The sequence below is a fragment of the Ruminococcus sp. NK3A76 genome (assembly GCF_000686125.1).
Lineage (GTDB): Bacteria > Bacillota > Clostridia > Oscillospirales > Ruminococcaceae > NK3A76.
In genome coordinates this window covers 1764447-1777091 of sequence record NZ_JMMA01000002.1, presented here as the reverse complement: position 1 = coordinate 1777091, position 12645 = coordinate 1764447, and the positions used below count along the sequence as shown (strand labels likewise).

At 45.4% G+C, this 12645-nt stretch carries 18 protein-coding genes and 2 pseudogenes; 14 read left to right on the top strand and 6 right to left on the bottom strand.

Features of this window, described 5'->3' with window-relative positions; genetic code table 11:
• Positions 1 to 35 precede the first annotated feature (35 nt).
• Both CD05_RS17965 and CD05_RS21395 read right to left on the bottom strand, forming a co-directional pair.
• Positions 36 to 992: a carbon starvation CstA 5TM domain-containing protein gene (locus CD05_RS17965; protein ID WP_347495160.1), complete on the bottom strand. Its 957-nt coding sequence runs from the start codon at positions 990 to 992 to the stop codon at positions 36 to 38.
• A gap of 11 nt (positions 993 to 1003) precedes the next feature.
• Positions 1004 to 1483: a carbon starvation CstA family protein gene (locus CD05_RS21395; RefSeq protein ID WP_347495159.1), complete on the bottom strand. Its 480-nt coding sequence runs from the start codon at positions 1481 to 1483 to the stop codon at positions 1004 to 1006.
• A gap of 87 nt (positions 1484 to 1570) precedes the next feature.
• Between CD05_RS21395 and CD05_RS0108400 the strand changes: the two genes are divergently transcribed.
• From CD05_RS0108400 to CD05_RS17940, 13 genes and pseudogenes are all read left to right on the top strand, one after another.
• Positions 1571 to 1882: a hypothetical protein gene (locus CD05_RS0108400; protein ID WP_028510138.1), complete on the top strand. Its 312-nt coding sequence runs from the start codon at positions 1571 to 1573 to the stop codon at positions 1880 to 1882.
• 9 nt (positions 1883 to 1891) lie between these two features.
• Positions 1892 to 2029, top strand: coding sequence for a hypothetical protein (locus CD05_RS20565; protein WP_156947367.1), 138 nt, complete (start codon positions 1892 to 1894; stop codon positions 2027 to 2029).
• Between the two features lie 156 nt (positions 2030 to 2185).
• Positions 2186 to 2413 (top strand): helix-turn-helix domain-containing protein, encoded by a 228-nt coding sequence (locus tag CD05_RS0108395; protein ID WP_028510137.1) that lies wholly within the window; start codon positions 2186 to 2188, stop codon positions 2411 to 2413.
• Positions 2410 to 2643, top strand: coding sequence for a LysR family transcriptional regulator (locus CD05_RS17960; RefSeq protein ID WP_156947365.1), 234 nt, complete (start codon positions 2410 to 2412; stop codon positions 2641 to 2643). Before CD05_RS0108395 ends, CD05_RS17960 begins: the two co-directional genes overlap by 4 nt.
• A gap of 18 nt (positions 2644 to 2661) precedes the next feature.
• Entirely contained in the window at positions 2662 to 3012 is a 351-nt protein-coding gene (locus tag CD05_RS0108385; RefSeq protein WP_028510136.1) for a helix-turn-helix domain-containing protein, read from the top strand.
• Positions 3009 to 3845 (top strand): IS3 family transposase, encoded by an 837-nt coding sequence (locus CD05_RS0108380; RefSeq protein ID WP_028510135.1) that lies wholly within the window; start codon positions 3009 to 3011, stop codon positions 3843 to 3845. The genes CD05_RS0108385 and CD05_RS0108380 overlap by 4 nt, the downstream gene beginning before the upstream one ends.
• Positions 3846 to 3960: 115 nt before the next feature.
• Complete coding sequence (locus CD05_RS17955; RefSeq protein WP_347495154.1) at positions 3961 to 4425, top strand: LysR family transcriptional regulator substrate-binding protein; 465 nt, start codon at positions 3961 to 3963, stop codon at positions 4423 to 4425.
• Positions 4407 to 4949: pseudogene (locus tag CD05_RS17950) on the top strand (carboxymuconolactone decarboxylase family protein); the annotation flags it as partial. The gene CD05_RS17955 and the pseudogene CD05_RS17950, both read left to right, overlap by 19 nt.
• Positions 4950 to 4957: 8 nt before the next feature.
• On the top strand, positions 4958 to 5314 hold the full coding sequence (locus tag CD05_RS0108365) for a cyclophilin-like fold protein (RefSeq protein ID WP_028510134.1): 357 nt from the start codon (positions 4958 to 4960) through the stop codon (positions 5312 to 5314).
• A gap of 85 nt (positions 5315 to 5399) precedes the next feature.
• Entirely contained in the window at positions 5400 to 5909 is a 510-nt protein-coding gene (locus CD05_RS0108360) for a flavodoxin (protein ID WP_028510133.1), read from the top strand.
• Positions 5910 to 5925: 16 nt separating this feature from the next.
• Entirely contained in the window at positions 5926 to 6963 is a 1038-nt protein-coding gene (locus CD05_RS0108355; protein ID WP_028510132.1) for an aldo/keto reductase, read from the top strand.
• Between the two features lie 162 nt (positions 6964 to 7125).
• On the top strand, positions 7126 to 7608 hold the full coding sequence (locus CD05_RS17945) for a flavodoxin (protein ID WP_198021586.1): 483 nt from the start codon (positions 7126 to 7128) through the stop codon (positions 7606 to 7608).
• Between the two features lie 369 nt (positions 7609 to 7977).
• Positions 7978 to 8160, top strand: a complete 183-nt coding sequence (locus CD05_RS17940; protein WP_037322909.1) for a TMEM175 family protein — start codon at positions 7978 to 7980, stop codon at positions 8158 to 8160.
• A 122-nt stretch (positions 8161 to 8282) separates the two neighbouring features.
• On the opposite strand, the gene CD05_RS21330 is transcribed toward CD05_RS17940, so the two are convergent.
• The 3 genes and pseudogenes from CD05_RS21330 to CD05_RS17930 all read right to left on the bottom strand — a co-directional run bounded on the left by CD05_RS21330 (position 8283) and on the right by CD05_RS17930 (position 9250).
• Positions 8283 to 8558, bottom strand: coding sequence for an adenine-specific methyltransferase EcoRI family protein (locus CD05_RS21330; RefSeq protein ID WP_278244787.1), 276 nt, complete (start codon positions 8556 to 8558; stop codon positions 8283 to 8285).
• Positions 8471 to 8860 (bottom strand): adenine-specific methyltransferase EcoRI family protein, encoded by a 390-nt coding sequence (locus CD05_RS21390; protein WP_198021585.1) that lies wholly within the window; start codon positions 8858 to 8860, stop codon positions 8471 to 8473. Before CD05_RS21390 ends, CD05_RS21330 begins: the two co-directional genes overlap by 88 nt.
• Before the next feature lie 159 nt (positions 8861 to 9019).
• Positions 9020 to 9250 (bottom strand): annotated as a pseudogene (locus CD05_RS17930) (DUF6809 family protein).
• Positions 9251 to 9570: 320 nt separating this feature from the next.
• Between CD05_RS17930 and CD05_RS0108320 the strand changes: the two are divergent.
• Entirely contained in the window at positions 9571 to 11904 is a 2334-nt protein-coding gene (locus CD05_RS0108320; protein ID WP_028510129.1) for a hypothetical protein, read from the top strand.
• Between the two features lie 68 nt (positions 11905 to 11972).
• Here the strand turns inward: CD05_RS0108320 and CD05_RS17925 are convergent, their stop codons facing one another.
• On the bottom strand, positions 11973 to 12632 hold the full coding sequence (locus CD05_RS17925; RefSeq protein WP_051588892.1) for a metallophosphoesterase: 660 nt from the start codon (positions 12630 to 12632) through the stop codon (positions 11973 to 11975).
• Positions 12633 to 12645: the final 13 nt, after the last annotated feature.

The window sequence follows — 12645 nt, the reverse complement described above, 5'->3', positions numbered from 1 at the left end:
CTGCGGCCAATGGTAGGCTGCGGCGGCGAAATTATTTATGCTGTTTTTTCACGCTTCTGGCACACCGTCACAAGGGCGGCGGTATAGGCGGCGGTCAGGGCGGCGGCGGTGATATAGCTTTCCGTCCAGGAAAGGCCGAAACCTATTTTTGCGCTTAAGATATAGGCGCACACTACGTACATATAGAACATTCCCGGCAGGAGCGCCATAAGGTAGGGCATCTTGTTTTTTGACATATAAACGCTGATGAGTGTGAACGAGAACACTGCGATAGTTTCGTTTGCCCAGGAGAAATATCTCCACAGTATGCCGAATGAATCAGAGTTTGCCTTTGCAAATATCAGCACGCCTGCCACGACTGCAAAGATAGGCAGGGCGAGCAGCAGGTTGTTTTTCTTCTTTGACGAGTCGATATGAAGCGCATCGCCTGCCATTATCCTGAGCGAGCGAAGTGCCGTATCGCCCGTTGTTATCGGCAGAACGATAACGCCGATAATGGCTATCATTCCGCCTACAGAACCAAGCATATCCTTAGCGACTGTGCCGACTACCGTTGTGGCCTGGGTATGCAGGGTGTCATTTGTCACAAGGCTTAAATTCACCGCACCCATAGCGGCGGCAGCCCATACCATAGCAATAAAGCCCTCAAGGATCATCATATTGTAAAAGGTCATTCTGCCTTCGTGCTCGTTGCTCATTGTGCGTGAGATGATAGTTGACTGTGTGGAGTGAAAGCCTGAGGTTATGCCGCAGGCGACTGTAACAAAGAAGATAGGTATAAACCGCTCACCGAAGGGGTTTGTGAAGAATGATGACTGCTCCCACAGTTCATCAAGCTTATAGCCCTTGACAAACAGCCCTATGAAAACGCCCAGCGCCGATAGCAGTAGTATACAGCCAAAAATCGGGTATATCTTGCCGATTATCTTATCTATGGGCAGCAGGGTAGCTATGAGGTAGTAAGCGAAGATAACGCCGTAAACTATCCACACAGTGGGGTTTTTTAGCCGCTGTCCTGCGAGAGGATCTGCGAGACGAAAAGGTCGCCCGGGGTATAGACAAACACCGCAGCCACCAGAAGCAAAAGCAGGCAGACGACGATATTATAAAACGCATACATATACTTGCCGAGAAAGCGCCTGATAAGCCCCGGCATCTGCTCGCCGTCGTTTCTTACACTTATCATACCTATCATAAAATCATGAAAAGCGCCGCCGATAACGCAGCCGATAGGGATAGTTATAAAGGCAACAGGCCCGAACAGCACGCCCTGAATAGGCCCGAGTATAGGTCCCGTGCCTGCGATATTTAAAAGCTCGACAAGGCTGTTTTTCCATTTTTTCATGGGGATAAAGTCGATGCCGTCCTGCTTTTGCACGGCGGGGGTAGCGGCATCTGTCGGTCTTATCACACGCTCACAGACACGCCCGTAAACGGCGGCGCCGACTGCGAGTATGACAAGGCCTATAATAAATGTCAGCATATAAAAACTCCTTTCTATACGGTGAAAGATCTCTGATAGTATTATATCACAAATATCTATGCAATTCAAGTGCAGGAAAGGGGATAAATGATGAGGCGCATAATTGCAATTCTGTTGTCATTAGTTATGACTTTAGGAATGGGTATTACTGCTTATGCTGATCCTGAAGAGGATACGCCTGTTGATGTTGAAATAATTGAGGATTATCAGTATACAAATAAGATCTCCTCAGATATGTCAATATCTAATAACACGGCTTCCTGTAAAAGTGTAGTACGAGGAGATTCAAGTTTAGCCACTAAGGTTGTTATTACACAGACGCTGCAGAAGAAAAGCGGCAATTCATGGACTTATGTGACAAGCTGGAGCAAAACGTTTAGTTCATGTACTGGCAGATGAATTGTGTAATTGCCTATGACAAAACTCTCACGCTGGTGTACAAGGACGCAGTTTATTCCCGTGGGCGTGTACACCAGCGTGGAAGTCAAGTCCGGCAAAGGCTCTACCGTCGGCTGGATTTCGCCCGGCTATACCGTCCGTATATAATGAGGAACATCTGAGTTTATCTGAGCCTGTGGACATTCCCGCTTGGGGCGTGTTCACAGGCTCTTTTTTGTGCAAAGGTTTAGAAATGTTCATAAATTTGTGGTATAATAAATTATCCGATTGATGAAATAGTATTGCACGAAACGGGGCTTAAGCATGATAAAAAACAATCTTGAAATCGATGTTAAGGTGAAATGCTTGGAAGAAGGCGTCACACAGGCACAGTTGGCACAGATGGTCGGAACATCTGCACCGTATGTTAGCAGGTTGATTAATAAAAAAGAAGGCATCATCAATAAAGTGTTTGTCGAGATGCTTGACAAGCTGGGCTATGATATCCGGCTTATCTATGTGAAGAAAAAATCCGGAGGTGATGTCTTATGATGCTTCGTCAGATACAGCATTTTCAAACCGTAATACAGGAAAACAGCTTTACGGAAGCAGCAGAATTATGCCATATTTCGCAGTCAGGGATTTCACGGTCTATACAGTCTCTTGAGGATGAAATAGGGGCAAAGCTCATTATACGAAAAAACCGTAGCTTTGAACTTATGAAATGCTCCCCTTTTGTTAGACAATGTGGTATAATAGAAACATACCAATTAGGAATCTAACGAAAGGGGGGCATTTTTATGCCTAAAGGAATACCCAATAAGAGATACACACCCGAATTTAAGATCAAAGTGGTTGAAACAATGCAGAACGAGAAATTAAGTTATATGGAAACTGCAAGACAATTTGACATTCCACAAGGAGATAAGACAGTTGCGAAGTGGGAGCGCATCTATCTTGAAGAAGGCAAAGAAGGATTTTATGTTGAACGTCGTGGGCGCAAATCAACAGGTCGTCCTCCAAAACTGAAAAAAGAAGTCGAAGAAGACCTCATAGCCGAGGTTCAGCGTCTTCGTGCGGAGAATGCATACTTAAAAAAATTGAATGCCTTGGTTTCCGAAAGGGTACGGCAAGAGAAAAAGCACAAGTGATCTGGGAACTGAGGCATGAACACAAGATAGGTCTGCTCATTGATGTTGCCGGTATCCCTCGCAGCACCTATTACTATTACAGCAAACGATTCAATAATCCGAAACCGGATAAGTATGCAGCAATCAAGGAGGATATACGCAGGATATATGATGAAAGCAAAGGACGCTATGGCTATCGCAGGATAACGAAAGGACTGAGAAAAACGCATATGATAAACCACAAGACGGTACAGCGTTTAATGCGTAAAATGGGTATATTCTGCCGCGTTCGCATGAAGAAATACAACTCATTCAGGGGTGAAGTCGGCAGAATAGCACCAAATCTTCTGGAACGTGATTTTAAAGCGGATAAGCCAAATCAGAAATGGGTCACAGATGTGACAGAGTTTGCTCTGTTTGGTGTCAAGCTGTATCTGTCGCCCATCATCGATCTTTTCAACGGAGAGGTTGTGTCCTACAACCTGAGTTACCACCCTAATTTGAATCAAGTGACCGATATGTTGAATAAAGCATTTGCAAAGATACCGGAAAACACCGGACTCATTTTGCATTCAGATCAGGGCTGGCAGTATCAGCACAAGCAGTACCAGAAAATGCTCAAAGATAAAGGCATAAGACAAAGCATGTCACGAAAGGGAAACTGTCTTGATAACGCCTGTGCAGAAAACTTCTTTGGATTGCTGAAAACAGAACTTCTCTACTTACAGGAATTCTCATCTGTTGAGCACTTCATTTCAGAACTACATTCATACATCGCTTGGTACAACACAAAGCGCATCAAGCTTAAGCTTGATGGTATGTCACCTGTTGAATACAGGCTCAACGCTGCATAACAAAAGCGACCAAGATCTCTCTTAGTCGCTTTGCACAAGTTTTCTTTGAAAAGTTTGTCTAACTTTTTGGGGTCAGTTCATTACAGAAGCCGGAGAGCATTTCTATAAAAAGAGCTTGATCATCACGGCAGACTTGGAGCAGCTTTGCCACGAAACGGTAAGGATAGCCAGAAAAGATGCAGCTGAATTAAGACTGGGGGTACTTTCTACCTATAGCGGTGATCAGTTTAACAGAGCGGTAGCAGCTTTTTCGGAGAAATATCCGACTGTAGATATCAAGGTGATAAGCGGAAATCATGAAGACCTGTATGAAGGACTTGTAAATGACAGGATCGATATTTCCTTTCATGATCAGAGACGAGCATTTCATGATGCCTACGAGAATCTTGTTCTTACAGAAACGGTATGTTATGTGGAGATCGCAACACATAGTCCGCTTGCTAAACTTGATTGTGTGAGTGTAGAGGAATTGAAAAATATCCCTTGCATTTTGGTTGCGTCCAAAGAGCAGCAGGATGAAGAACAGCGGTTTTATCGTGATATCATTGGCTTTAATGGAGGCTTTTGCCGGCGGCTATGAATTTTGATGTCACACCGATTGAAATCAAGGAAATCGTCTATCAGGCGACTGCATATCTGGGGTTTGGGAGGGTGCTTCCGTTTTTGGATGCAACGAACAAGGTGTTTGAAGAAAAGGGTATCACACTTCCACTTGAAGGACAGGCAACTACGACACCGGAGAATCGCAGGGAGCTTGGCACACAGGCACAGGTAGATATCTTTGGCGAAGGAATGAAAGACTACTGGAGATCCGGTCCGGAGGAATCAAGGCATATCAATTACTGGCTTGCGGATAATTGTTTTGGAGATTACTACACAAGGACGGGGCTTGACTATGCACAGAGGGAGATGATCACCTTTTGCTTCATTGCTGCACAAGGTGGCTGTGAACCACAGCTTACCGCTCATGCTTCAGCCAACATGAATGTGGGAAATGACAAGAAATTTCTGATCAAAGTAATTTCTCAGTGCCTGCCGTTTATTAGCTATCCGAGAAGTCTGAATGCGCTTGCCTGTGTAAATAAGGCGGCAGAGAAAAATTGACAGGGTGAATGATGTTTCAGATACTGATAAACGGAAAAGCCTATGATATGGAGTATGCGGAAAACAAGACATCTGCGGATATTATACAGATGCTGCCCTTGAAATTGTCTATGCAGGCATATTCGGATATCGAATATTATGCCGAATTGCCTGAAAGACCATTCTTTGATGAAAAAGCGACGGTCATGCAGGCAAAAGAAAAAGCACTGATGTATTGCAGAGAGTATAATGCATTGGTTGTCGTATGCAGGAATTACCATGATATTTTTCGTGAGGTGCCTGTCGGAAGGATCATAGGGGATCCGTCATGGGAAAACAAGCTGAATTCAAGAATTGCAGCAGAAATCAAAGTAGTAAGCAAATAAATTGACGGGAAGTTATAGGTAGATGTTGGAGAATAGATTTTTGGGAAAGGAACATGAAAAAGTAAAATAAGGAGGCATACAATATATGGGAAAGAAAATATTAGTCGTTTGTTATTCTTTTTCAAACGGTAATACAAGAATGATCGCAAAGCAGTTACAGCAGGCACTGAGGGCTGATTATACGGAGATAGAGACCGTCACTCCATATCCGGCTTATGGCGGATCTAACAGTAAGGTGGTAAGTCAGGGACAGCGTGAGGTGGATGAGGGCTTTCAGCCGGAAATAAAGCCTCTTTCGGTAAATGTAGCGGACTACGATGTGGTAGCCATAGGTACGCCGACATGGTGGTACACGATGGCTCCTGCGGTGCTGACATTCCTAAATGCAAATGACTGGTCGCAGAAAACGGTGATACCGTTTATGACGCATGGCGGATGGCCGGGTCATGTGATCAAGGATATACAGAATGGCTGTGTCGGTGCGAGGTTTCTTCCTGACATGAAGATACAGTTTGATTCACAGGGAGGATCAGATATGCTGACTTCGCAGGCGGACATCAATGCTTGGATCGAGCGTGTAACAAAGGCAATATGACGAGGAGGGATGAGAGATGAAGTATGTTAAACTTGGAAATTCCGATCTGAATGTGTCCCGCATCTGTATGGGATGTATGGGATTCGGTGATGCTGCAAAGGGACAACATAGCTGGACGATCGACGAGGAGCATTCCAGAGAGATCATCAAGCGGGGGCTTGATTTGGGCGTGAATTTCTATGATACGGCGATTGCCTATCAGGGAGGTACAAGTGAGCAGTTTGTCGGACGTGCGCTCCGGGATTTCGCAAAGCGTGAGGATGTAGTTGTTGCGACAAAGTTTCTTCCACGCACACCGGACGAGATTGAAAACGGAATCAGCGGGCAGCAGCATATTGAAAACATGATCAATATAAGCCTTGCGAATCTTGGCATGGATTATGTGGATTTATATATCTATCATATGTGGGACTGGAATACGCCTATAGAGGATGTGATGGACGGGCTGAACCGCATCGTGAAAGCAGGGAAAGCAAGATATATAGGCATTTCCAACTGCTTTGCATGGCAGCTTGCAAAGGCAAATGCACTTGCTGAAAAAGAAGGCTTTGCAAAATTCGTATCCATTCAGGGACATTATAACCTGATCTTCCGTGAGGAAGAGCGGGAAATGGTTCCGTATTGTGAGGAAGAAAAAATTGCTCTTACTCCATACAGTGCGCTGGCAAGCGGACGCCTTTCCAGAAAGCCGGGAGAAAGCGATACAAAACGTGCCGTAGAGGACGCCTATGCAGAGTTCAAGTATAATGCCACGGCGGATCAGGACAATGTGATCATTTCCCGTGTGGCGGAGCTTTCCGAGAAGCGTGGCGTGACGATGACAGAGCTTTCTCTGGCTTGGCTTCTTACAAAAGTAACTGCTCCGATCGTGGGCGCAACAAAGCTCCATCATATTGAGGGTGCTGTAAAGGCGGTGGATATGGAGCTTAAGGATTCCGAGATCGCTTATCTGGAAGAACCTTATGTTCCGCATCCATTGGCGGGCGTTATGGCACAGAACAAAAGGACAAATGCCGGCGAGAATCACGGTTGGGGGACAGGCAATCAAAAATAGAAAGGTAAGTAAGGTAGAGCAGAGTGATCGGATGAAGGAAATAAGAGCGTATATGGAGAGCATATAAAATCTGCTTTAATATGGCTTTTCAGAGAGGAGCATAGGCATGAATTGGAAAAAGTCATTTCCATCGTTTTGATAGGAGTGTTGGGCTTAATGTGCATGGCGGCATGCCAGGCTACTGCCGGGACATCTGAAGAGTCTCAGGTACCTGATACATCAACGGCTGCACAGGAGAATGCAGATAACGAAGTCACCGAGGATGAATCAAGCGGCAGTATGATCGTGGTCTATTATTCTTGGTCGGAAAACACAAAGAGCATAGCAAAGCGCATTGCGGAAACTACCGGAGCCGATATTTATGAGATCAGGACGGTAAAAGCATACCCGAAGGACGGATATGAGACATCGGATATCGCTCAGGAAGAACGACGTACCGGAAATCTACCGGAGATCGTAGATGATCTTCCGGATCTGAAAGAATACAGCACGGTCATCATAGGTGGTCTGATCTGGAAATATGTTTCTACGCCTCTTGCCCGGTATTTGGAATTAACGGATCTTTCAGAAAAGACGGTCATACCATTCAGCACAAGCCAGGGATCCGGGCAGAGCAGCTATCTGAAGGATTTCAGGAACGGGTAAGGACAGCGGAACGGATCGGCGAATATAAGGACATTCAGTTTCCGGCAAACTACAGCTCCGATACCTTTTCAGATGAAGAGATCGATGAGATGCTGGCTCCGTGGATTGAGAGTAATTCCCTTGTCAGTAAGAGCGTATCAGGAAAAGAGGTTTTATTAAGGCAACACCGCACGACCCCTGTGCATCAGATGCGTTAGCCGCGGGTCGTGCGGTGTTGCCTTAAACAGCGGGTACAAGATGCCGGTAATCGGACTTGGCACATGGACGCAGGATGATAAAACTGTTGAGATGTCTGAATCTGAAATGCAGAGTATGACATCACTGAATACCGGTCAAAGGTATGAAAATTGGTAATGATCAGGGGGAAATATGGATAAGGAGAGACTATCTGCCTTTACTGATGCGGTACTTGCCATTGTTATGACAATTCTTGTGCTTGAATTAGTAGTAAAGATAGTAGGGCTGATTATTGCGGCAACAATATATCCTCCCACAATGATGATCAGTGTACTGATTACGTTGATTGTTTTCATGATGATATTTCTAAAATGACTACAAGAATAATGAAAATATTGAGAATGTGTGTAAAGAAACGGAATATACATTTTTATTTTCCCTATACCTTTTTATTTTGACTGCGGAGGATGGTTCAAACAGCTCTTGTGATCGTAGTCTCATTTCAAGACATAAAAAAAGACGGCTTTCAGCAGAACACTCAAATCTGCTGAAAGCCTTTGTTTTAAGCCGTTTTCTACACTTCCATGTGCGGGGCATTGTATCAAAGTTCTGAGGAAGGTTTCCGCTTCATCAAGCAGAGCAAGGCACTCAGGCGAACGGAAGTCACCGTCACCCTCAAGCTCCGTCAGCTCATTCTCACCCGTGCGGAACAGTTCAGCCACATCGAACATATCCACACCACCGTCACCTGTCTTGTCATATACCGTAGTGATGACAGCCTTGTATGGGCGATTCGGTTCACCCTCCTCAGCATCAAAGAAAGAAAGCTGCCGACTGCGATCGGAGAACCCGTGTAACAGGTGGCTATCAGCTTCTTCAGACCGAGGAAATTGAAATTCATTGCAAAATATCGGAAGAAATTACTCTCATAGGGATCATCACAGTTGCAAAGTACTGTTTTCCCCCTGAAATGCTTTTTATAGTAACGCAGTTCCTTTTCAATATCCGTGAGCTGCTTATAAAACTCGTCCTGCTTTGCTTTTGCAGCAGCATTTAGACTTTTGTTACCTGCCATAATATCAGCCTTTCTGTAAATACTAATATCCTATATTATCATACCATATTTTCACTGTTTCGTCAATCGGTTCAGAGTAATAATTAAGAAAACAGGGATACATTCTCCATGATCGGAGCGTGTATCCCTGCTCTATTTTGTATCGTTAGACTTGTATGTTTACTCCATTACCTCACGCATCATCTCGGCACCGTCCTTGAAGCCGACCTTGTAGGCAGCTCTCATCTCAGCGGAGGCAGTCTCGCTCACGCAGTCCAGTATCTTGTGGAATATATCAATCTGCTCCTCGCTCAGCGAATCTTCAAACGGAATGCAGAGCTTGCCCTACTCGACAGAGAACTCGGCAGAGTGAATTTCACCCTGGCGGTAGTTGTAAAGTGCATCAATCATCGTACTATTTCCTTTCAAATACAGTTTTATCGGAAAAGACTGCATTGAAATCTTCGATAATTGGTGCTTACAAATATAATCAGCGAAAGTGGAATCAAGAAAAAGAAATCAAAAAACGTGTTATTTTGGTAGAAAAAATGGTAGAAAAAAAGTAGCATTCACGCTTATATTCTCTACCAACCCTCACTCGAAACGTAGTTAAATCGGGCAGAAACGGAAGAATTTACAATCAAGCTCATATAATAGAGTAGACAAATGCATGATTTTATGATATAATACTAATATAATAAATATCGGTAAAAAGCAAGGAGGGAGAAACAATGGGCAATGCATGTAAGCGAATGACAGCCAGCCTGCTGGCATTTGCTATAGTGGCCGGTACAGTTCCGGCAAATGTCAACTGGGAAGATGCGCTGTGGGATACATCTATTGTAGCTAAGGCTGCAAATCATACTGCCAGTGGTCTTAGATCCTTATCCACATCGGCAAATCAATGGTATTCAGATGATTCAAATACAACGGCTTTAAATGAAGTAAATGGCGGCGCAGCTCTGCTTAACGCTTTGCATATTGCTATTATGAACGCAGATGTTTATTTGAATAGTATTTATGATGATGCATCTTCACTTGATCAGAACGGAGAAGAAATATATACAACTCTCGAAACTGCTTTCAATTCCGCAAAAGCAGCACTGAACGGTAGCACGCAGACCGCCCCTACAGTTACCACAGCACCCTCGGCATTAAACCCGACCTACTCCGGCTCTGCACAGGCACTTGTCAGCGCAGGCACGGCAAGCAGCGGCACGATATACTATGCGCTCGGTACAGATACAGCAGCTATCGGAACTTACAGCACAACTATCCCTTCAGGAAAAAACGCAGACATATACTATGTGTGGTATAAGGCGGTCAACGGTGAGAAAGCGTCCGTGGCGGCTTGCGTGCCGGTGACGATAAAACCTGCATCACTTACAGGCATATCTGCCACAGGCTTCACAGGCCAGTATGACGGCGCCCCGCACAGCATTACTGTCACAGCTCCTGTTGCGGCAACTATTACCTACAGCACTGACGGAGTGAACTATTCTGCAACTGACCCTACATTCCAAGGTGTAACAAACGGCGCACAGACGGTTTATTACAAGGTCACTAAGGCAAACTACACCACAGTGACCGGCTCGGCAACGATAACTATCACCAAAGCTGATAACAGCTGGAACACCGCCCCTGTCCTTGTAAGCGACCAGTATTATGACGACACAGAAATACCGCTTATCACACCCCCCGGCACACCCAGGTTCGGCGAAGCTACAGCCGTAAAATACGCTGTTACGACCTCAGACACAGCCCCTGCCGCTGATGCCGAGAGCTGGACAACATACGACAACATCAAAGCAGATGCTGCCGGCACATACTATGTTTGGTACAAAATAGCCGAGGGCACAGACTGGAACGCCGTAGCACCAACAAAGCTCGGCACTGTGACCGTCACCAATAAGTCAGAGCAGACATGGACGCTTTCAATGCCCGATTATGTCTACGACGGCACAGCCCACGAGCCCACAATAAACGGCACTGCTTACGGCAAGCTCACATATACTTACTTCACATCTGCCGGTGTATGCTTAGGAAATACAGCTCCCACAGAGCCGGGCGATTACAGAGTATCCGTATCATCAAGCGGCGATGAGACGCATTATTCAAAGCTCGAATCGGCTGAGTACACTATCAAGGGTGCAAAATTCTCAACAGGAAATACCGTCAGCTTCAAGGAAAAGGTAGAGTTCAATTTCCTTGTAGAAGCAACTGATGTTGACTCTATCGAGGGCGCATATGTAGTCTTCACATACGACCACTATGGCACAACAACCACAGTCAAGAAGCCTATCAACAAGTCAGACAAGAACGGCAAGTATTACAGAGTTAGACTGCCTCTGACAGCTTCCGAAATGGCAATCGACATCAAGGCTGAGCTCTATCTCCCGACACTTGACAAGCCGGTCGATACAAAGACAAGAAGTATCAAGGATTATGCCGAGGCAGCAATAAAGTCCAACCTTGACGGCGCAGAAGTCCTTAAGGCAATGCTCAACTACGGCGGCTATACTCAGACGGCACTCAGCAACAACACAACCCTGCTCGCAAACAGTGGGGAAGGAATCTTGACAGACGTTTCAAATGTAGCACCCAAGAGCGAGACACCATTTGTCAGACCTATAGCTGCTCAGGGCGCAAAGGTCACATACAAGGGTTCAACAGTTATTACTACAAGCGATGTATTTGTCCGCCACTATTTCACAGTTGCCACAACTCTTACAACCGCAGAGCTTAATGCTGTGAAAATACAGGTCGGCGATAAAGTCTTAGCACTCAAAGACCTTCCCAAGAACAAGACCGGCTATTACTATGACGTTGCTCCGCAGCTTGCATATGAGCTTGACAAGGAGAACGGCAAGATAGTTGTTTACGGATTTGAAGGTTCAGAAACAGCAGACAGCGAAAACGCAATAATCATCGAGAACTACAACGTCATCGACTACTGCGAAGCCATAGCAAATAATGCAAATCAGTCAGCAGCCAACAAGAACATGGTCAAGGCGCTCTACGCTTACTACAAAGCCGCAAAGGCGTATGTTGACAAGCGAGCATGATCACAACTGAATAACTAAAAAGCCACCGCTTCCCCAAATGAAAGCGGTGGTTTTTGCTGTCTGTCAGACTATAGAAACGCACCAATAAGTCTTGTGATTATCTCACGCTTTGTCATATCAGCCTTGTTGTTCTCGTCAATTTCGAGAATGTATCTCTCAAAGCCGTTTATTATCCTTGCGCCGCTCGGGTGATTGAGAACACGCTTGAAACGGCTTCCGTATGTGGCATGAACATGGCCGTGCAGCATATATTTCGGGCGGCAGCGCTCCATAAGCTCGTTGAAGCATTCAAAGCCCTTGTGCGGCAGATCGTCCATGTCGCCGTATCCTCTTGCCGGCGAGTGTGTCACGAGAACGTCAAAGCCAGCGTTGTTTATCAGCGATACCTTTGAATGCCATATCTTCTTGCGCATTTCCTTTTCGGTGTACATATATGGCTCAACACCGTATTTCATCGAGCCGCCGAGCCCGAAGAACCTTATTCCGCCAAAGGTGAATACCTTGCCGTCAATGTTCTCGCAGCCCTCGGGAGGGTGAGTGGTGTATTTGGTGTCGTGGTTGCCGGGTACATAAAGCAGCCGGGCTGTGCTCATAGTCACAAGGAATTCAAGGTATTCTGCTTTGAGATCTCCGCAGGATATTATAAGGTCAACGCCTGCCAGCTTTTCCGGCGTGTAAAAATCCCATAGAGATTTTGATTCCTCATCGGCTATTATGAGTATCTTCATATTCTTCTCCTTC